We start from the raw sequence: 19,528 nt of genomic DNA, 5'->3' as shown, positions 1-19,528 counted from the left end.
CGGCGTCCCGCATCCGGTCGCGTCGACCGGATCGCGCGGACGACGGTCCAGATATGTCATCGTCCGCGAGGACCCTTCACCCGATTGCAACGCCGCGCGGCGGCAATTAAGTTCCCACAGCCCCGTCCCGCTTCCGGACGGGCTAGTCTTTGCCCAGGAGCATCATCCGACTGTAATCACGCTACGACAGCGCGTGACGGTCGCGGTGTTCTGAGATCGATCGCATCTGCCGGGCCGTGCCGCCCACTCTCGACACGACTGAGCGTTCCCGCTTCCCCACGCGGGACCCACCCGGCGAGCAGCCGTCATATCCGTTCCACGTGCGGGAGGCCGACATCGCCAGCCGAGACGATACACGTGCGTACATCGATTCCTACGTCATCGAGGACGACCCGCTGACCGACGCCCGCGAAGCCGGGCGGCGGGCGGATGTGGGCCCGATCAGCGCGGCGGGCGGGGCGGTGCTGCGCTTCCTCGCCGCGGCGATCGGCGCCCGCTCGGTCGTGGAGGTCGGCACGGGGTGCGGGAGCTCCGGCATCTGGCTGCTCCGCGGCATGCGCCCCGACGCCATCCTGACCACCGTGGACATCGAACCCGAGTACCAGGAGGCGGCCCGGGAGGCCTACCGGTCCGCCGGCTTCCCCGCGAACCGCACCCGGCTCATCCAGGGGCGCGGCATGGAGGTGCTGCCGCGGCTCACCGACGCCGCCTACGACATGGTCTTCATCGACGCGGTGACCGACGAGTACCCCGCCTACCTGGCCGAGGCGCTGCGCCTGCTGCGCGTCGGCGGGATCGTGGTGTTCAACAACGGCCTGGACGCGGCCCCGGTCCCCGACGGGCCGCTGAGCGTCCCCAGCGCCCAGCAGTCCGTGCGCGAGGTGGGGCGCCTGATCCGGGAGGACGAGAACCTGGTCCCGCTGCTGCTGCCCGTAGGCGAGGGCCTCCTCGCGGCGATCCGCGAGGAGGCCCTCTGAGCCGAACCGGCCGGACCCGGGGTCGGGCCCGCACCGCCGTCCGCTAGGGCGTCGCCGTCAGCCAGCGCAGCAGCAGCCGCGTGGAGAAGCCGGTGCCGCCCTTGGTGATGAGCCCGTCGTCGCCGGTGGCCCGGCCCGGCCCGGCGATGTCGAGGTGCGCCCACGGCAGGCCGCCGGCGAACTCGCGCAGGAACAGCGCCGCCTCGGTGGCGCCGGGGTGGCCGTAGTCGGTCTTCGTGCCGATGTTCGCCAGATCCGCCACCGGCGAGTCCAGCGTGTCGCGGTACTCCTCGACCAGCGGCATCCGCCACAGCTCCTCGCCCGAGGCGCGGCCGGCCGCGGCGAGCGCCTCGGCCAGTGCGTCGTCGGTGCTGAACAGCGCGCCGGTCTGGGTTCCCAACGCCAGCTTGGCCGCCCCGGTCAGGGTGGCCACGTCGACGATGGTGTCGGCGTCCAGCTCCGCGACGGCGTAGGCCATGGCGTCGGCCATGACCAGGCGCCCCTCGGCGTCGGTGTTGAGCACCTCGACGGTGCGCCCGTTGTAGGTGGTGATCACGTCGCTGGGGCGCTGCGCCGATCCGGAGACCGAGTTCTCGGCGAGCGGGATCAGGCCGGTGACGCTCACCCGCGCCCCGAGTTCGGCCAGTGCCGACACCACGCCCAGCACGACCGCCGAGCCGCTCATGTCGGTCTTCATGAGCATCATGTTGTCGGTCGGCTTGATCTGCAGGCCGCCGGTGTCGAACGTGATGCCCTTGCCGACGAGGACGACGTGCGAGGTCGGGTTCTCGGGCCGGTAGGCGAGCTTGACCATGCGCGGCGGTCGGACCGAGCCCTGCCCCACGGCGATGATCGCGCCGAATCCCTCGCGCTCCAACCGCGCCTCGTCCCAGACCTCGACGTCGAGTCCGGCCTCAGTCCCGATCTCCTCGGCCCGCCCGGCGAGCCACGCCGGGTCCTTCTCCAGCGACGGCGTGTTGATCAGGTCGCGGGCCAGCGCGGTGGCACGGGCCAGGGCGGTACCGCGGCGCACCGGCTCGGCGACCGCGCCGTCGTCATCCGCCACGAGGTCGATCGCCGGGACCGGCCGCGGCCCCTTCTGGGCGGACTTCATGGAGAACGTGTAGGAGGCGAGGAGGGCCCCCTCCGCGAAGGCGGACAGGGCGGCGTCGTGCCCGGTCCGGCCGTCCTGGACCAGGGACGGGGTCGCGATGGCGACACGCTCACGTCCCTTGGCCAGCCGTGCCAACGCGGCGCCCGCCGCGCGCAGGTCGTCGGGGGTGCCCGCACCGATACCGAGCAGGGCCAGCCGAACGAGTCCCCGGCCGAGGTCGACCGGGAATGTGGCCGTCTCACCGGGTTTTCCGGTGAGTTCGTAGTGCGCGATCAGGTCAGCGGAGGGCGCCGGAAGTCGCGTGTCGAGAGCCTCCGGGGACCACCCTGTTCCGGCGGTGGCCGCAGCGGGGCGGTCGCCGTCGGTACGGACGGGAATCGCCACCAGGTCGGCGGCGGAATCGGCGAGGGTGCCGGGGGCCGAGTGGATCTCCGTAGCGAAAGGCACGGACGCTCACAATCTTTCCAAGCTGGTGATCGACGGGGACCATCCCCGCGTTCGCGGGGGGACTGGGCGGCCGACGCTGTACGGCCTGACGCGTTTTCCACGACGACGGCGGCAGCAGGGACCCGCCACAGGCGCGGACCCGGCAACGATCAACCAGGTCACGGGGACGGCCAGGATCGCTGGCTAGCCGACGACACCCTCCAGGGCCGCCTTCAGCTCGGTGGCCTCATCCGGGGTGAGTTCGACGACGAGGCGGCCGCCGCCCTCGAGCGGGACCCGCATGATGATGCCGCGACCCTCCTTGGTGACCTCCATCGGACCATCACCGGTCCTCGGCTTCATCGCCGCCATGTGCGTATCCCCTTTCATAGGAAACTCTCGCGGGTGAATGGGCCACACCGTCGGAGGGAAGCACGCCACCGGCGAGCAGGGTCCTCGGTTCGAGCCTCATCCGCGTGACTCAGGGAATGAATCACTGTTCTGTCATTATCTCAAGCTTTCGGACCTGAATGGGAACGATCGGACAGCCCCCGGGCCCTCGGCTGCTGAGAATCCGAACAGTAAGGTTATAGCCGCGGCGCCGTAGCGTGGGCGCCGGGACCTTACGGCCGACCGCAGCAGGGAGATCCGCGTGCCCGAGTCAGACAGCGTTGTCTACGACCTCTCCGATGGCGTCGCGACGATCACGATCAACCGACCCGACGCGATGAACTCGCTCACCGCCGAGGCGAAGGACCAGCTCCTCGCAGCGGTCGAACGCGCCAGAACCGACACCGACGCCCGCGCGGTCCTGCTGACCGGCAGCGGGAAGGCCTTCAGCGCCGGTCAGGATCTGCGGGAGCACGCCGATGCGCTCGGCGCGGGCAAGGGCCTGAACGAAACGGTCCGCAAGCACTACAACCCGATCGTTCTCGGTCTCACCCGCATGCCCAAGCCGGTCATCGCCGCCGTCAACGGCGTCGCCGCCGGCGCGGGGGCGTCCCTGGCCTTCGCCTGCGACCTGCGGATCGCCTCGGAGAAGGCGTCGTTCCTGATGGCGTTCGCCAACGTCGGGCTGGGCTCCGACTCCGGCGCCTCGTGGACGCTGCCCCGCCTGATCGGCCACGCGCGCGCGATGGAGCTGCTGATGCTCGCCGAGCCGGTCAAGGCTCAGCGCGCCCTGGAGATCGGCCTCGTCAACCAGGTGGTCCCCGCCGAGGAGCTCGAATCGACGGCGCGCGAACTCGCGGTTCGGCTGGCCAGTGGCCCCACGGTCGCCTACGCGGCGATCAAGGCGGAACTGACCTTCGGCTCCGGCCTGGACCTGGCCAACGCCCTGGACATGGAGGCGAACCTGCAGGACCAGTGCGCCGAGACCGCCGACCACATCAACGCCACCCTGGCCTTCGTGAACAAGGAGAAGCCCACCTTCGAGGGGCGCTGACGCGGCGATCAGCGAAGCGTGCCCGTGGAGGTCATCGGTGTGCCGTCGTGGGAGACGGCGTTCCAGGTCGCCTCCAGCGTGCCCGTGGTGCCGCCGGGCGTCAGGGTCAGTTCGGACTCGTCGATGCACCGCGCGTCGGGATCGTAGGTTTCGACGTAGTCGAAGACCAGCCGGTCGCCGTGGCGCTCGGTCAGGGTGAGGCTGCCCCGGCAGTTCAGCGTGGCCCACACCGAGACGCCGCTCTCGGCGCCCGACTCCAGCTTGACCTGCGCGTCCCAGTCGAGGATGTGGTTGCCGTCGGCGTCCTGCTGACTCATCTCCCCGCTCCACGTTCCGGCATAGGAGTCGGGGACGCTGGCCTCGGTCATGGGGGTGTCGACGCGGTCGCGCAGCGCCCATGCGGCTCCGCCCGCGGCCCCCAGCAGCAGGACCGCGACTCCGCTCATGACGATGGCGCCGCGACGGCGCTTGGAGTTGTGCCGGGAGGACCGGGGCGGCGGCCACAGGGACATCTGCCGGATCGGCGACGCGCCGGAGCTGTCGGGTTCCGGCCGGTCGGTCGGCGCGCTGCTCACCGGGGGTCCCCGAAGGAGCGGCCGATGGTGCCGTTTGCGTTGATCATCGCTTGAGACTCCTCCAAGGCGAACGGACGCGGGGAACCGCTCGCGTGTACAGCGACAGAGAATAGGGCACACCGGCCCTGTTTAGGCAGACATGTGCCGTGACCAGCGGCACAGGTGGGGAATGGGAGCCGTGGCCACCGGTGTCGTCTTCGGCGGCGCCGCCCTAGCGGAAGCAGTCGGCGAGGTGGTCGTCGACCACCCCGGTGGCCTGCATGGCAGCGTATGCGGTGGTGGGTCCGACGAACCGGAATCCGCGTTTCTTCAGGGCCTTCGCCAGTGCCGCGCTCTCCGGGGTGGAGGCGGGTACGTCGTCCATGGACTTGGGCGTCGGGTGCTGATCGGGCGCATGTCTCCACACGAACCGGGCGAGCCCCTCGTTCAATTCGAGGGTCGCCCGCGCGTTGCCGATGACCGCCTCGATCTTGGCGCGGCTGCGGATGATCCGGTCATCGGTGAGCAGCCGCTCGACGTCGCCGGGGCCGTACTCGGCGACGACCGCCGGGTCGAAGCCCGCGAACACCTCCCGCAGCGCCTCGCGCTTGCGCAGCACCGTCAGCCAGGACAGCCCCGCCTGGAAGCCCTCCAGGGCGAGGCGCTCGAACATGGCCTGGTCGCCCCGGACGGGGACGCCCCACTCGGTGTCGTGGTAGGCGGTCAGGTCCGGGGTGGCCAGCGCCCAGTGGCAGCGTCGGCGGCCATCGGCGCCGGGCTGGGCCGTCATGTCGGTCATGGGGGATCGTCTCGTCGCTCGCGGTGGTCGGGAGGAATGGGGGGTGTTGCGGTCGTGTGCCCGCGTCAGCCGTGCCGCGAGGAACGCGCCGCCGGGGGCTCCTCGTCCGCGTGACCGCCGTCCGCGGGCGGATCGACCCGCTCGGCTGGCGGGGACGCGTCCGACGGCTCGGAGCGCGATTCGGCCGGGACGTCATGCTCGACCCGCGTACTCGCGCCTGAGCGCGGGTCCGGCGGCTCCGTGTCAGCGGGGGCGCCGTTCTCCAGCCGCGTACTGGCGCCCGTGCGCTGCGGCAGGGGCGTCGGTGCGGTCCGGGGATAGAGCAGGCGCGGCCCGGTGGAGGTGTCGTTGTCGCTGACGCGCCGCTCCAGCTCGGCGATGCGCGCGTCGCGCTCGTCGAGCGCGGCGGAGAGCCGGACCAGCAGTTCGTCGACGGCCCGGACATGGTATCCCCACAGCGCCAGCGGGAGCGCGACCCGGCTCATGTCCGAGCTGGTCAGCTGCCGGTCGGTGGGGAGATCCAGCGGTGGGTGGTCGGCCTCGAACCGGGCCAGCTCGCCGCCCTTGCCCATGACCACGAACGCCACGCCGGCGAGAACGGCGAGCGCGGCCACGGCGATCAGGACCATGATGGTTGGATTCACGGCACCGATGGTGCCACACCTTCGCCGCCTCGAGGAGAACACCCGGTTCCGGCGTGCCCGCGTACGGTGGCAGACTCGGGGACGTGGGCGCGGATCAAACTTGGCAGGTCGTGGAAGTCGACGCGGTGGTGAACGGCGTGGTCGACGCCGGTCACCGTCCGAGTGTGGACCGGATCCGCGCGCTGGTCGCGGGTGACCGACCGGTGCTCGTGCGCTGCGCGAGCGCGCCCGCCGACGACAGCGGTGCGGCCGCCGCCGAGGTCATCGCGCTCATCTCCGTCTACGCCTGGCTGGGCGTCCGGTTCTTCGCGACCGATCGGCCGCGCGACGCCCGGCAGGCGCTCGACATGGTCGCCTCGATCCAGGGCACGCGCCCGCCCGCTGTGGCCCGCCGCGGACTGGCCTGAGCACACGCCGCCGGCTTGCGCCCCATCCCTCCGTTGATCTCGGAGATATTGGGGTCTCACAAGCGATTTTCACCCCAATATCTCCGAGATCAACGGAGGGACCCTGGGCGTCGCGGCTAGGTCCCGTCCTGTTCCCCGGCCTCGAAGTCCATCCGGGCCAGGTTCCGGTGGGCGTCGCGGATGATCTCGACGACCTCGTCGGGGTCGTCGGTGAGGTGCATCAGGTCCGGGTCGCCCGGGGAGATCAGCCCCTCCTCCAGCAGGTTCTTCCGGATCCAGTCGCGCAGCCCGCCCCAGAACTCGGTGCCGACCAGCACCACCGGGAACCGGGTCACCTTGCCGGTCTGCACCAGCGTGATCGCCTCGAACATCTCGTCCAGCGTGCCGAACCCGCCCGGCATCACCACGAACGCCTGCGAGTACTTCACGAACATCGTCTTGCGCACGAAGAAGTACCGGAACGTGACGCCGATGTCGATGTACTCGTTGAGCGCCTGCTCGAACGGGAGCTCGATGCCGAGTCCGATCGACGTGCCCCCGCCCTTCTGGGCGCCCCTGTTCGCGGCCTCCATCACGCCGGGCCCGCCCCCGGTGATGACCGTGTAGCCCGCCTCGGCGAGCTTGCCGCCGACCGTCTCCCCGAGCTGGTAGTGCGGGCTGTCCGGCTTCGTCCGCGCCGAGCCGAACACGCTCACCGCCTGCCCGACCTCGGACAGCAGGCCGAACCCCTCCACGAACTCCGACTGGATGCGCATGACCCGCCACGGGTCGGTGTGCACCCATTCGGCCGGCCCGCGGCGGTCCAACAGCCGCTGGTCCGTGGTGGTCTCAGGGATGGCGCTGCCGTGGAAGGTCAACGGACCCGCCCGGCGGATTTTCTGAGATTCCGTCATGTCGCAACGCTATCCGGATCTCAGGCACGCGCGCTGAATCCCAGGTCACCTGTTTTCGTCGGGAGAGACAACGATCAGGTGGCGCCCGTGGCGCTCAGCCCTTGTCGACGTCGCCGATCGCGTCCGCGACCGCCGCCGCGGCCGTGTCGGCGTCCACCCCGGTGAGCCAGCCGACCATCCGCTTCTCCGCGTCGACGATGGCGTCGAGCTCCACGAACTCGTCCTTGGTGTGGGCGAGCGTGGGTTCACCGGGGCCGTAGTTGACCGCGGGGATCCCCAGCTCCGACATCCGCGCCACGTCGGTCCAGCCCAGCTTGGCGCGGGCCTGGCCGTCGCCCACCGTGCGGACGAAGGCCGCCGCGGCGGGGTGGTCGAGCCCGGGCCGGGCGGGCGGCGCCACGTCGGTGACCCGCACGTCATAGTCGGCGAACACCTCGCGCAGGTGCTGCTCGGCGTCCTGTGCGCTGAGGTCGGGGGCGAACCGGTAGTTGACGGTGACGACGCACTCGTCGGGGATGACGTTGCCCGCGACGCCGCCGGAGACGAACACGGCGTTGAGGCCCTCGTGGAACCGGAGCCCCTCGACCTCCGGCCGGCGCGGCGCGTACTCGCGCAGGATGTCGATGGCGCGTCCGGCCTCGTGGATGGCGTTGTGCCCCATCCAGGAGCGGGCGCTGTGCGCGCGCTTGCCGCGGGCGGCCACCTCGATGCGCATGGTCCCCTGGCAGCCGCCCTCGATGAAGCCGCCGGTCGGCTCCATCAGCACGGCGAAGTCGCCCTCCAGCCACTCGGGGTGCTGGGCCGCGAGGCGGCGCAGGCCGTTGCGGTCGGCCTCGATCTCCTCGCAGTCGTAGAAGACGTAGGTGACGTCGTGCACCGGCTCGGGCACCAGGGCCGCCAGCTTGAGCTGGACCGCCACCCCGCTCTTCATGTCGCTGGTCCCGCAGCCGTAGAGCCGCTCGCCCTCGACGTGCGAGGGCACGTTGCCCACGATGGGGACGGTGTCGATGTGGCCCGCGATCACGACGCGCTGCTCGCGGCCCAGGTCGGTACGGGCCACGACCGCGTCGCCGTCTCGATACACGGTGAGGTGCGGCAGGTCGCCGAGCGCCTGCTCGATGGCGTCGGCGAGCGCGCGTTCGCCTCCGCTGACCGACTCGATATCGACGATGCGGGCGGTGAGGGTCCGGACGTCCGCGGTGAGATCCAGCATGTCGGGCACGCTTTCGTGATCGGGGGCCGATGGGAGGCCGCCGACCACCTGGTGCCCCGCCCCCGCCGGGACACGGCGGGGGCGGGGCGGCCGACGGCGGGATGCTCTTGCGTCTGCTGTGTCAGCGCTGTTCCGTCGGTGTCGGCTAGGCGTTGACGCCGTGCTCGCGCAGCATGTCGTTCAGAGCGAGCTTGTCGTGCTCCTGGCCCTCCTCCAGGCGCTTGAGGACCAGCAGGACCGGCATGCCGAAGTCGCCGCCGGGGAAGCTCTTGACCCGGTTGGCGGTGACACACACCGACCAGGCCGGGGCCTCGCCGCGGGGCAGTTCCTCGCCGGTCTCGGCGTCGAAGACGCGGGTGGACGAGGTCAGGATCGTGCCGGCGCCGAGCTTGGCCCCGCGGCGGACGCGGGCGCCCTCGACGACCATGGTGCGCGAGCCGAGGAAGGCGTCGTCCTCGATGACGACCGGGGCCGCCTGCGGCGGCTCCAGCACACCGCCGACACCGACGCCGCCGGACAGGTGCACGTTCTTGCCGACCTGCGCGCAGGAGCCCACGGTGGCCCAGGTGTCGACCATGGTTCCGGAGCCCACCCACGCGCCGATGTTGGTGAAGGACGGCATCAGCACGACGCCGGAGGCCAGGTAGGCGCCCCAGCGGGCGATGGCGCCCGGGACGACACGGACGCCGTCGAAGCGGGTCTTGAGCGGGATGCGGTCGTGGTGGTAGAAGTCGCCGACCTTGGACTCCTCCATGCCGAGGACCCGGAAGCCGAGCAGGATCGAGCGCTTGGCGCGCTCGTCCACGACGACCTCGTCGGTCGCCTCATCGACGAAGGCGACGCGGGCCTTGCCGGCGTCGATGTCGTCGATGGCGCCCACGATGATGTCGCGGGCTTCCTTGTGGTCGGGGGTCAGCTCGGTGCGGCGCTCCCACAGGTTGTCGATCTCCTGGGGCAGCGGACTGATGAACGCGGTGGTCATGGCCCCCGAGCCTACTGGGTCCGGCCGCCGGAGAACCAACCCGCGACCAGAGTTTGGACACGCCGGGTGACCGGAGAGACGCGAATCTCCCGCCGCGCGGACGCCTGCTCAGGCAGGGGTCGGGCCATCCCGGCGTCGCCGAAAGAGGATCACGGCGACGCGCACGCTCTAATATGCGGGGTGTAATGCCACTGCCCCGGTTGTGTCCCCCTGGCCCCGCGGCACGTTCCCGGGCCCATCAATCCCTGTCAGCAGAGGTGACCCACAGTGCCCCACCTGTGGGTGCCTCCATGAGCAAAACGGTCTGCCTGTGCCTCGAAAACAGCGAAGAGTCTCCGCCTTCTTCAAGATCCTGGCCGTACTAACCGTCACCTGCGGCCTGTTGCTCGCGGGCGGTTACTACGCCATCACCTCCCTGAAGCCCCTGGAGGTCGCCGAACCCGAGCCGACCGAGAGCTGCACGATCACCGGGAACGAGGACACGCACGACATCGACGTGGAACAGGCCGCCAACGCCGCCACGGTCAACGGCGTGGCGTTCTCCCTGGACATGCCCGAGGACGCGGTCGTCATCGCCTACGCGACGGTGTGGCAGGAGTCGAAGTTCATCAACATCGAGTACGGCGACCGCGACTCGCTGGGCCTGTTCCAGCAGCGCCCCTCGCAGGAGTGGGGCGAGCCGGACCAGATCATGGACCAGGTGTTCGCCACGCGGTCGTTCTACGAGGAGCTGAAGGAGGTCCCCGACTACCAGGAGATGCCCGTCTACGAGGCGGCGCAGGCCGTCCAGCGCAGCGCCGACGGATTCGCCTACGACCAGCACGAGGACCTGTCCCGGGTGATGGCCGCGGCGTTCAACGGCTCCGAGGGCCCGGCGGTGAGCTGCTGGTACGAACCGGAGACGAGTGCCAAGAGCGACGTCGCGGGGGCGAAGGCGGAGCTGGAGCGCGTGTTCGGCACCGCCCCCGACGACCTCCCGGTGGCCGACGGCCCGCAGACGGGCGAGATCGGCTGGTCGATGGCGGTGTGGGCGGTGGCCAACGCCCGCGACTACGGCCTGAGGTCGGTGACCTACGGCGACCAGCGCTGGCGGGCGGCGGCCGGCGAAGACGGCTGGTCCACGGTCCCCGACGGCGCGGCGCGCGCCACCCTGGTCCTGAAGTAGGCGCGCCGCACCTCCGTTGATCTCGGGGATATCGACCGAATACCGACGACTATGAGGTCGATATCCCCGAGATCGACGAAAGCACCCGGGCGCTCAGCGCGCCATGGCCTCCAGGCGCTTGGCGCCCATGGCGACCCGCTCGTCGGTGGCGGTGAACGCGACCCGGATGTGGCGGTCGCCGGAGGGACCGTAGAAGTCACCGGGGGCCACGAGGATGCCCTGCTCGGCGAGGGCCGCCACGGAACCCCACGCGTCGTGCTCGGGGTGGGAGGCCCACAGGTACAGCCCGGCATCGGAGTGGGTGATGGCCCAGCCGGCGGCCTCCAGCGCGGTGCGGAGCCGGGCACGGCGGGCGCGGTAGCGTTCCTTCTGCTCCCGAGCGTGGGCGTCGTCGTCGAGGGCGGCGCCCATGGCCGCCTGCACCGGAGCGGGAACGATCATCCCGGCGTGCTTGCGGACCGCCAGCAGCTCCTCGACCAGGGCGGGATCGCCCGCGAGGAACGCCGCGCGGTAGCCGGCCAGGTTGGAGCGCTTGGACAGGGAGTGCACGGCCAGCAGGCCCTCGTGCGAACCGCCGCACACGTCGGGGTGGAGGATCGAGACGGGCCGCGTGTCGTCCCAGCCGAGGTCGAGGTAGCACTCGTCGGAGGCGACGATGACGTCCCGCTCGCGCGCCCACTCCACGACCTTCCGCAGGTGGTCGACGCCCAGGACACGGCCGGTCGGGTTGGCCGGGGAGTTGAGCCACACCAGCCGCACGCGGGCCGGACCGAGCGCGGTGAGGCCGTCGGAGGCCACGGGGGTGGCCCCGGCGATCCGGATGCCGATGTCGTAGGTGGGGTAGGCCAGCTCGGGGTAGACGACGGTGTCGCCCTCGCCCAGCCCGAGGAGCGTGGGCAGCCAGGCCACCAGCTCCTTGGAGCCGACCAGTGGCAGGGTGGCGGCGGGGTCCACCGTGACGCCGTGGCGACGGCTCAGCCAGTCGGCGATGGAGGCGCGCAGCGCCGCCGTCCCGTGGGTCATCGGATAGCCCGGAGCGTCGGCGGTGTCGGCCAGGGCCGCGCGCACCTTCTCCGGCACCGGGTCGACCGGCGTCCCCACCGAGAAGTCGACGATCCCGTCCGGGTGCGCGGCGGCGGTCTCCTTGTAGGCGGTCAGCCGGTCCCACGGGAAGGTCGGCAGCCGGTTGGCCACGCGTCGTCGATCGGCCATGTCGTTGTGGTCCCCTCTGTCCTGCTACCCGTGTCGGGCTGTCGGCGGCGCGGTCGCCGCCGGTACGTATCGTGCCCGAACGCATCGGAACCGCCGCCCCATCCGTCGGCTCACGGATGGCACGACGGTCCCCACTGTCCGTGCGTGCTCCGGTTCGTCGCCCTCCCCGCACCGGAGCCGGGCACTGGTCCCAATCATCTCCCGCGGAGTGGTCCGGCACGTCCGGGCTCGCCCGCCTGACGTGCCCCGCCTCCGCGGCGGCTGGGCCTGTGCCGCTCGTCTACGGTCCGACGACGTCCACCGGGCCTACTCCGCCTGCGGCGGCAGCTCGGCCACCACGGGGTGGTCCTTGTCGACCTGGCCCACCTTGGAGGCGCCTCCGGGGGACCCGAGCTCGTCGAAGAACTCCACGTTGGCCTTGTAAAAGCTGCCCCACTGGTCCGGAAGGTCGTCTTCGTAGTAGATGGCCTCTACAGGGCACACCGGCTCGCAGGCGCCGCAGTCGACGCACTCGTCCGGGTGGATGTAGAGCATGCGCTTGCCTTCGTAGATGCAGTCGACGGGGCATTCTTCGATGCACGCCTTGTCGAGCACATCGACGCAGGGCTGCGCGATGACGTAGGTCACGTCTTACTCCTCCTCGGTCTTCGCCACGTTGACCGCGTATCAGGTGCCTTCGCTGTCGTAGCCTGGGCGGTGCCGGGACTCCGGCACGCGGATCCGCCTGGCGTCCGGCACACGATTCGCAGTTTCCAGTATTGCGCTCGTCGCGCTTTCGTGCGCACTTGGGGGGTCGATCACGTGGGTTTCGTCTCGCGATTCACGACCGAGGTGACACCCGACGACCTCGGTCGGCGTGCCACTCTGCGCATCCAGCTGCCCGACGGCCGCTTCCGGGATATCGTCGGTGTGCTGGAATCCTGGCAGAACCGGGTGATCAAGGTCCGACGACGCGACGGTAGTGTGATCGAGGTCATAGCCGACGATGTCGTTGGGAGCAAGATCATCCCACAGAAGCCACCCCCGCGCCGGGGTCGGTCCGGCACCGATGCGCACGATGGCACCGGTGAGTGACTGACACGCCGCGGGGCGTAGGGGGATTCCCCATGGAGATGTACGTCGGAGAGCAAAGGGCTACGGGAGTCGAGAGGTACGGCCGACCGCACAGGCCAGGGCGGCCATCTGTGATGGGGAAGGTGGTGCACACGCGCCATGCAGGAGACGGTCGCGTCCGCCCTCGCCCAGTTGGCACGTCTCGATGCCCGGGCGGCCCAGGTGGCGGGGAGCGCCCTGGCCACGGTCACCGCCGGGCAGAAGCTGGAGACGCTCACCCAGCGGGCGGTGCAGGAGTTCTGCTGGTTCGCCCTCCCGGTGCGCTTCTGCTCCGAGGCGACCGAACGCGTCTTCGTCTCCCAGTCGCTGGGTGACCTGTTCTCCCTGCTGGGCTTGGACCGCTACGCGGAGATCTGCACGTCGAGGCCGACCCGCGACATCCTGGACGCCTACGGCGTCAGCCGCGACAGCGGGCTCTCGGCCTACCGGCGCGCCATGCGCGGCTCCGGTGTGCAGCCGCCCGACCTGCCCGAGCTGACCTGGGGAACGACCCTGGGCAGCGCCGAGATCGAGGCCTACGAGGCCACCTCCGCCGCCCTGGAACTGGCCATCTCCCTGCGCGAGATCCGGCCGGGGACCCGCGGCTGGCGGTCGGCCCAGGAGCAGTTCGCCCGCACGTTTCTCGCCCAGCCCGACGACCAGGGGCGCAGCCGCCTCGACCGGATCCGGGAGGAGCGGGTCCGCAACTGGCTGAGCTCGCCGTCCCAGCCGCACCGGCAGCGCTTCTGGCCGCTCCTGGGCCAGCTCATCAACGGCGCGGAGCCGCCGCACGACGCCGCTCGTGCCCTGGCGCCGCTGCAGCGGCTGCTCGACTACGCCGACGACGGCATCAGCATGACCCAGATCGGCTACATCTCGCCGACCGTGGTCCGCGAGCTGTGCGCCGAGTTCGGCTGGTCCACCTCCCCCTCGCCGCCGCGCAGCGAGACCGACGTCATGCAGCTGCTCGCGCTGAACAAGCTGCTGCGCCGCATGCGCGCCGTGCGGCGGTCGGGCCGACGGCTGGTCCTCACCCGCCGGGGCCGTCGGCTGCACGCCGATGTCGCCGCCCTGTGGCGGGCCGCCGCCGAGGCCGTCCTCGACACCGACGGGCTCGGCCAGGCCACCACCGAGACCCTGTTCGGCCTGCTGCTGGCCCGCTCGCCCCGGTCCACCGGCAGCCACGCCCGCGCCGACGACCTCGACCTCGCCGAGGAGATCCGCGAGACGCTGGTGGAGTCCGGCTGGGGCGGGGAGAACCCCGCCAAGGTCCCCGAGACCCACGAGGTGCACTCCATCATGATCACGGTCACCTGGCTGCTGGAGACCCTGGGCTTCGTCACCGGACACCACACCGACGCCGAGCCCGGCAACCGCCGGCTGACCACCTCCGGGCGGGCGTTCGCGCTGACCGCGATGCACCTGTCGGCGACCGTCCCCTACGCCACGGTGTGAGCACGCCCGACCGACACGGGGCGGTGGCCCGGGCCGCGCCCCGGTGCCGGAGCGCCGCCGCGCCCCCATAGCCTGGAAGGCGGGTCCGGGCCGTTCCCCCACGCCTGAATCCGCCAACCAGCTCATCCTTCGACCAGTGGGAGCAGCATGTCCACGCCCGAGCCGACCGACGACACCGGCAACGACGCGTCGGCGGAGACGGCCACCCTCGCAGCGGACGAGGCCGGGGAACACGCGGGGAACGACAGCGGGCCGGACGCCGCCGACACCGCGGAGTCCACCGAGAGCGCGACGGTCGCCGACGCGGCGGACGACGCCACCGCCGGACAGAAGGCCGAGCGGACGGCGTCGGACCGGTTCGCCTTCCTGCCCAGTCCCCTGTTCGTGCTGCTCATCGGTGTGACCGCGCTGGCCGGGTACTTCTCCTGGACCCGTGCCGAGGTCGAGTGGACCGGCGATGCGTCCACCGTCTACCTGCCGTTCGTCTTCATCCTGGGCGGCTGGATCGCCTCGCTCGCGATCCACGAGTACGCCCACGCGCTCGTGGCCTACCGCTTCGGCGACCGCTCCCTGCGCGGCGGCCCCTATCTGCGGCTCAACCCGTTCCGCTTCCGCCAGCTGTTCGCCGGGCTGCTCCTGCCGCTGGTGTTCCTGTTCCTCGGTGTCGTGGGACTGACCGGTCCCGCGCTGTACGTGGACCGCTCGGCCGTGCCGAGCCGGGGCAAGCGCACCCTGATCGCGCTGTCGGGTATCGCCGCCAGCCTGCTGCTCGCCGTCGCCTTCGCCGTCGCCGTCCGTGCGCTGGTGCCGCCCGACGCGGTCACCGACAACTGGATGATCGGCGGCCTGATGTTCCTGTGCTACCTGAACCTCACCGCGGCGCTGGTCAACCTGCTGCCGATCCCGGGCACGGACGGGTTCGACGCCATCGCGCCCTACCTGCCCCAGGGCGTCGCCCGCCAGGCCCGCGACGCCGGGCTGTTCGGCGTCATCGCGATCTTCGCGGTGCTGTGGTTCCCGGAGGCCCACCTGGCGTTCCTGAACGTCATGTACGGCCTGTTCCAGCTGCTCGGCCTGCCGCAGCTGGACATCGGCTTCGGCGAGTTCCTGTTCCAGTTCTGGCTGAGCTGAGGCGCGCGGGGATCACCCCGTACCCCGCCCCGCCCTAGGACCGGGGCGGGGTGAGCACGACGGCGAGCGCCAGGGCGGCGAGGCCGCCGTACAGGTAGACGTAGTCGACGGCGGTGGCCGTGAGCACGATGGATCCGCCGGTGGTGAAGCCGAGGTAGGCGAAGGCGGCCAGGGTCCAGCCCACCGCGGGCAGGACGGCGCCCAACCGCGACCCCATCCCCCAGCCGGCCGCGCGGCAGCCGGCGAACAGCAGGATCAGCACCACCGCTGCCGCGACCGACGCCGCGACCTGCTCCGAGGTCCCGGCCGCCCACAGCCACGACAGCCAGCCCGCAGCGAGCCCGCCGACCATGCCCACGACGAAGCCCACGGCCAGCAGGGCCGTGTGGCCGATGATCGACACGATGAGGTCGGCCGGGGCGGCCCCGGATCCGCGCGCCTGGGCGGGCGCGTCGGGCGACTCCGAGTCCGGCGAGATCGAAACAGACACGTGAGCAGCCTATGGGAACCGCCGCGCCCGCGTGGGCGCCTAGGCGAACAGGTCCTTTTCCAGCCCGTCCGGTCCGGGCTTGGGTGTCGGGCCGCGGAGCAGGGTGAAGTACTCGACGGCGTCGATCTCCTGGGCGATGTCGTTGGACAGCGCGAACCGTTCGCCGTCGACGGTGATCTGGGTGGCGTGCGCGCGCATGGCCAGGGCTTTGGCGGCCCAGTAGCGCGAAGCGTCGATGCGGGTGGTGACGAACCGGTCGGGGGTCCCCGGCGCGATGTCGGCGGTCGATGTCGGGGCGCTGAAGGACCCCGGCTCCCGGTGCAGCCGCGCCACCCGCCCTTCGAGCACCGACTGGGGCTGCGCGATCGCGTACAGCTTGCGCGTCTGCCAGGGCGTGCCGGGCAGCGAGCGCTCGGCCGCCTTCCCGAAGGCGCGGACGGCGACGCGGTGGGCCTGGATGTGGTCGGGGTGCCCGTAGCCGCCGTTGCTGTCGTAGGTGACGATGACGTGCGGCCGGACCTCGCGGATGATGTTGGCGAGGCGGTGCGCGGCCTCCTCGACGTCGGCCTGCCAGAAGCAGTCGGGGCGGTCGTTGCTGGGGGCGCCCATCATGCCGGAGTCCTTGTAGTGGCCGGGGCCGCCGAGGAAGCGGTGGTCGCGCACGCCCAGCGCCACACAGGCCTTGTCGAGCTCGCCGACGCGGTGCTGGCCCAGGCCGCCCTCGCGATCGGCGGCCAGGTGCGCCAGCTCGTCGGGGATGACCTCGCCCTCGTCCCCGAGAGTGCAGGTCACCAGGGTCACCTGGGCGCCTTCGGCCGCGTACTTGGCCATGGTCGCTCCGGTGACGATGCTCTCGTCATCGGGGTGGGCATGCACCAGCAACAGTCGACGGTCCGTCATGACACGGGACGATACCGGGAAACGCCCCTCGCGCGCTCAATCAGACGTTCGGTGCCGCCGGGTCGCCGCGGCGCGCCGCGCCCGAAGGACGCCGTGGGACCGGGATGCGGAACAATCGGCCCATGAGCTTTCCTCGGCAACAGGCCCGGACCCAGCGGTTCACCCTGGGCGTCCCTCGGGCATTCCAGATCTCTCCGGACGGCCGACGCGCGGCGTTCCTCCGTGGCAGGCACGGGACCGATACCGCCACCTGCCTGTGGATGCTGGAGCTGGAGAGCGGCCGGGAGTGGGTGGTCGCCGACCCGCGCGCGATGGGCGCCGACGACGAAGACCTGCCGCCCGAGGAGCGGGCGCGGCGCGAGCGCCTCCGCGAGACCGGCGGCGGGATCGTCTCCTACACGGTCGACGACGCCTTCACCCGGGCCGCGTTCACGCTGTCCGGCCGCCTCTACTACGCCGACCTGGTGGGCGACGACACCGAGCCCCGCGAGCTTCCGGCCACGGGGTCGGTCGTGGCTCCGCTGATCTGCCCGCGCGGCGACCGGGTGGCCTACGTGAGCGCCGGTGCCGTGCGGGTCATCGACATCAACAGCGGCAGGGACCGCGCGGTCGCGGAGCCCGACGCGCCGAATGTGACCTGGGGCCTGGCCGAGTTCATCGCCGCCGAGGAGATGGGCCGCTACCGCGGTATGTGGTGGTCGCCGGACGGCGCCGCCCTGCTGGCGGCGCGGGTGGACGACTCCCCGGTCACCCGCTGGCACATCGCGGACCCGGCCAGCCCCGAGGCGGAGCCGCAGGTCATCTCCTACCCGCCGGCGGGGTCGGCCAACGCCGAGGTGCGGCTGGCCGTGTTCGCGGTGCACTCCGGTGCCGGTACGGGACCGCAGTGGGTGGAGTGGGACCGCGCGGCCCTCCCCTACCTCGTGCGGGCCGGGTGGACGACGGGCCCGGACGGCAACCCGACCGTGGTGTTCAGCGCGCAGAGCCGCGACCAGCGCACCCTGACCCTGTTCAGCGCGGACCCGGCCACCGGACTCGCCTTCGAGCTGCGAAGCGAGACCGATGACGTGTGGGTGGAGATCATGCCGGGGGTCCCGGACTTCACCAAGGACGGCGAGCTGGTGTGGATCGGCCGCGAGCGGGGCGGGGATCAGCGTCTCCTGCACGTGGGCGACCGCGTGGTCGGGCCGGACGGTGTCTACCTGCGCTCGGTGGTCGATGTCGACGATCGGCGCGTGCTGTGCTCGGGCTCCCCGGAGGGCCGCCCCGCGGAGATCGGTCTGTGGCTGGTCGACCTGCAGGAGGGCGGCGTCGCCCCGGTGGAGTTCCCCGGGGCCGAGGGGGTCGGTGTGCACTCCGGGACGATGCGCGGCGACACGCTGGTGCTGCAGCGGCGCGACCTGGACACCGACGGGGTGCGCACGGTCGTCGTCCGCAACGCCTCCTCGGTGACGCGGCAGCAGGTCACCACGGTGGAGAGCCTGGCCGAGCGGCCGGAGGTGCCGACACCGAACGTGCGGCTGGCGGTGGCGCCGACGGGCGGGGTGCCCACCGCGCTGGTCCTGCCGTCCTGGTACGAGGAGGGGTCCGGGACGAAGCTTCCCATGCTGATGGACCCCTACGGCGGTCCGCACGCGCAGCGGGTCCTGGGCGCCCGCCCCGCCTACCTCACCTCGCAGTGGTTCGCCGAGCAGGGGTTCGCGGTACTGATCGCCGACGGACGCGGCACCCCGGGCATCAGTGTGCCCTGGGAGCAGGCCGTGCACGGCGACCTGGCCACGCCGGTACTGGAGGACCAGGTGAGCGCGCTGCACGATGCCGCGGAGCGCTACGACTGCCTGGACCTGGAGCGGGTGGCGATTCGCGGCTGGTCGTTCGGCGGCTACCTGGCGGCGCTGGCCGTGCTGCGGCGCCCCGACGTCTTCCACGCGGCGGTGGCGGGGGCGCCGGTGATCGACTGGCGGCTGTACGACACCCACTACACCGAGCGCTATCTGGGCACGCCCGACGCGTGGAAGGAGGCCTATGTCCGCAGCTCGCTGTTGGACGACGCCCCGGGGCTGCGCCGCCCGCTGATGCTCATCCACGGGCTGGCCGACGACAACGTGGTCTTCGCCCATTCCCAGCGCCTCTCCACGGCGCTGCTGGCGGCGGGGCGGCCGCACACGGTGCTGCCCCTGTCGGGCATCACGCACATGCCGTCGGAGGAGGCCACAGCCGAGAACCTGCTCCTGCTGCAGGTGGAGTTCATCAAGGACGCGCTCGGCGACGACCAGGCCACGACGGCCTAGCGGCCGCGGTCGGCTGGGACGTCAGCGCGGCGAGATCGGCACGTTGGCCCAGGGGGCGTCGGAGGCGGCGCCCCCTGGGCCGTTGTCGCCGTTCACCCTCGGGCGCCCCAGAATCGACACTTCGGGCGTGAAAGTCGGTTCGGGACTACAGACTGCTTACTCGGATCGAGGAATAATGCCGAAACGTACAAATCCGGCCAAACATCGTATGATCCTACAACACAAGAGGGCTTTCGAACTTTGGCCGCATCCGGCCATCGTGCATCCCCTGATAAATAGAAAACTTAATTATCAGTAAGTTGTTTTCCGGAGGGGAATTCCCGGATCCACGTCGGATTT

20 protein-coding genes are annotated in these 19,528 nt (G+C 71.3%); 8 read left to right on the top strand and 12 right to left on the bottom strand.

Features of this window, described 5'->3' with window-relative positions; translation table 11 throughout:
- Positions 1–380: 380 nt before the first annotated feature.
- A complete protein-coding gene (locus CDO52_RS07710) occupies positions 381–977 on the top strand; it encodes an O-methyltransferase (RefSeq protein ID WP_026126065.1) in 597 nt (198 codons plus the stop codon).
- Positions 978–1,020: 43 nt separating this feature from the next.
- Here the strand turns inward: CDO52_RS07710 and CDO52_RS07705 are convergent, their stop codons facing one another.
- Both CDO52_RS07705 and CDO52_RS07700 read right to left on the bottom strand, forming a co-directional pair.
- Positions 1,021–2,538: a leucyl aminopeptidase gene (locus CDO52_RS07705; RefSeq protein WP_094932283.1), complete on the bottom strand. Its 1,518-nt coding sequence runs from the start codon at positions 2,536–2,538 to the stop codon at positions 1,021–1,023.
- A 183-nt stretch (positions 2,539–2,721) separates the two neighbouring features.
- Complete coding sequence (locus CDO52_RS07700) at positions 2,722–2,889, bottom strand: DUF3117 domain-containing protein (protein ID WP_017620122.1); 168 nt, start codon at positions 2,887–2,889, stop codon at positions 2,722–2,724.
- A gap of 280 nt (positions 2,890–3,169) precedes the next feature.
- Here CDO52_RS07700 and CDO52_RS07695 point away from each other — a divergent pair, with 280 nt between their 5' ends.
- Positions 3,170–3,961, top strand: a complete 792-nt coding sequence (locus CDO52_RS07695; protein ID WP_094932282.1) for an enoyl-CoA hydratase-related protein — start codon at positions 3,170–3,172, stop codon at positions 3,959–3,961.
- A gap of 8 nt (positions 3,962–3,969) precedes the next feature.
- Here CDO52_RS07695 and CDO52_RS07690 read toward each other — a convergent pair whose 3' ends face one another.
- From CDO52_RS07690 to CDO52_RS28615, 3 genes are all read right to left on the bottom strand, one after another.
- Positions 3,970–4,536 carry a hypothetical protein gene (locus CDO52_RS07690; protein ID WP_017620118.1) on the bottom strand — a complete coding sequence of 189 codons (567 nt, stop codon included), beginning with the start codon at positions 4,534–4,536 and terminating at the stop codon, positions 3,970–3,972.
- A gap of 211 nt (positions 4,537–4,747) precedes the next feature.
- The gene (locus CDO52_RS07685) at positions 4,748–5,314 is read right to left on the bottom strand and encodes a DNA-3-methyladenine glycosylase I (RefSeq protein WP_017620117.1); all 567 of its coding nucleotides are present in this window, start codon (positions 5,312–5,314) and stop codon (positions 4,748–4,750) included.
- 65 nt (positions 5,315–5,379) lie between these two features.
- Complete coding sequence (locus tag CDO52_RS28615; protein ID WP_232524408.1) at positions 5,380–5,958, bottom strand: hypothetical protein; 579 nt, start codon at positions 5,956–5,958, stop codon at positions 5,380–5,382.
- A gap of 83 nt (positions 5,959–6,041) precedes the next feature.
- On the opposite strand from CDO52_RS28615, the gene CDO52_RS07675 reads away from it, so the two are divergent.
- Entirely contained in the window at positions 6,042–6,365 is a 324-nt protein-coding gene (locus CDO52_RS07675; protein WP_232524407.1) for a hypothetical protein, read from the top strand.
- A gap of 116 nt (positions 6,366–6,481) precedes the next feature.
- Here the strand turns inward: CDO52_RS07675 and CDO52_RS07670 are convergent, their stop codons facing one another.
- The 3 genes from CDO52_RS07670 to CDO52_RS07660 form a co-directional block, all read right to left on the bottom strand.
- Positions 6,482–7,258, bottom strand: a complete 777-nt coding sequence (locus CDO52_RS07670; protein WP_026126063.1) for an LOG family protein — start codon at positions 7,256–7,258, stop codon at positions 6,482–6,484.
- A 94-nt stretch (positions 7,259–7,352) separates the two neighbouring features.
- Positions 7,353–8,471, bottom strand: a complete 1,119-nt coding sequence (dapE, locus tag CDO52_RS07665; RefSeq protein WP_017620113.1) for a succinyl-diaminopimelate desuccinylase — start codon at positions 8,469–8,471, stop codon at positions 7,353–7,355.
- 145 nt (positions 8,472–8,616) lie between these two features.
- Positions 8,617–9,453 carry a 2,3,4,5-tetrahydropyridine-2,6-dicarboxylate N-succinyltransferase gene (locus CDO52_RS07660; RefSeq protein WP_017620112.1) on the bottom strand — a complete coding sequence of 279 codons (837 nt, stop codon included), beginning with the start codon at positions 9,451–9,453 and terminating at the stop codon, positions 8,617–8,619.
- Positions 9,454–9,763: 310 nt separating this feature from the next.
- On the opposite strand from CDO52_RS07660, the gene CDO52_RS07655 reads away from it, so the two are divergent.
- Positions 9,764–10,618: a hypothetical protein gene (locus CDO52_RS07655; RefSeq protein WP_017620111.1), complete on the top strand. Its 855-nt coding sequence runs from the start codon at positions 9,764–9,766 to the stop codon at positions 10,616–10,618.
- A gap of 93 nt (positions 10,619–10,711) precedes the next feature.
- On the opposite strand, the gene dapC is transcribed toward CDO52_RS07655, so the two are convergent.
- Together dapC and fdxA are read right to left on the bottom strand one after the other, a co-directional pair.
- Complete coding sequence (gene dapC, locus CDO52_RS07650; protein WP_026126062.1) at positions 10,712–11,830, bottom strand: succinyldiaminopimelate transaminase; 1,119 nt, start codon at positions 11,828–11,830, stop codon at positions 10,712–10,714.
- A gap of 306 nt (positions 11,831–12,136) precedes the next feature.
- Complete coding sequence (gene fdxA / locus CDO52_RS07645) at positions 12,137–12,457, bottom strand: ferredoxin (protein WP_017620109.1); 321 nt, start codon at positions 12,455–12,457, stop codon at positions 12,137–12,139.
- Here fdxA and CDO52_RS29660 point away from each other — a divergent pair.
- The 3 genes from CDO52_RS29660 (at position 12,350) to CDO52_RS07630 (ending at position 15,508) form a co-directional block, all read left to right on the top strand.
- Positions 12,350–12,904 carry a putative acetyltransferase gene (locus CDO52_RS29660; RefSeq protein ID WP_449406723.1) on the top strand — a complete coding sequence of 185 codons (555 nt, stop codon included), beginning with the start codon at positions 12,350–12,352 and terminating at the stop codon, positions 12,902–12,904. The two genes, fdxA and CDO52_RS29660, sit on opposite strands and share 108 nt — an antisense overlap.
- Before the next feature lie 138 nt (positions 12,905–13,042).
- A complete protein-coding gene (locus tag CDO52_RS07635; protein ID WP_094932280.1) occupies positions 13,043–14,377 on the top strand; it encodes a hypothetical protein in 1,335 nt (444 codons plus the stop codon).
- A gap of 147 nt (positions 14,378–14,524) precedes the next feature.
- Positions 14,525–15,508, top strand: a complete 984-nt coding sequence (locus CDO52_RS07630) for a site-2 protease family protein (protein ID WP_017620106.1) — start codon at positions 14,525–14,527, stop codon at positions 15,506–15,508.
- Positions 15,509–15,542: 34 nt separating this feature from the next.
- Here CDO52_RS07630 and CDO52_RS07625 read toward each other — a convergent pair whose 3' ends face one another.
- Positions 15,543–15,998, bottom strand: a complete 456-nt coding sequence (locus tag CDO52_RS07625) for a hypothetical protein (protein ID WP_017620105.1) — start codon at positions 15,996–15,998, stop codon at positions 15,543–15,545.
- Between the two features lie 39 nt (positions 15,999–16,037).
- On the bottom strand, positions 16,038–16,898 hold the full coding sequence (gene mshB, locus CDO52_RS07620) for an N-acetyl-1-D-myo-inositol-2-amino-2-deoxy-alpha-D-glucopyranoside deacetylase (protein ID WP_033301091.1): 861 nt from the start codon (positions 16,896–16,898) through the stop codon (positions 16,038–16,040).
- Between the two features lie 122 nt (positions 16,899–17,020).
- Between mshB and CDO52_RS07615 the strand changes: the two genes are divergently transcribed.
- Positions 17,021–19,189 (top strand): S9 family peptidase, encoded by a 2,169-nt coding sequence (locus CDO52_RS07615; protein ID WP_017620103.1) that lies wholly within the window; start codon positions 17,021–17,023, stop codon positions 19,187–19,189.
- Positions 19,190–19,528 lie beyond the last annotated feature (339 nt).

This window comes from Nocardiopsis gilva YIM 90087, assembly GCF_002263495.1.
GTDB lineage: Bacteria > Actinomycetota > Actinomycetes > Streptosporangiales > Streptosporangiaceae > Nocardiopsis_C > Nocardiopsis_C gilva.
The sequence above is the reverse complement of the archived record's forward strand: the minus strand, read 5'-3'. Positions and strand labels throughout refer to the sequence as shown.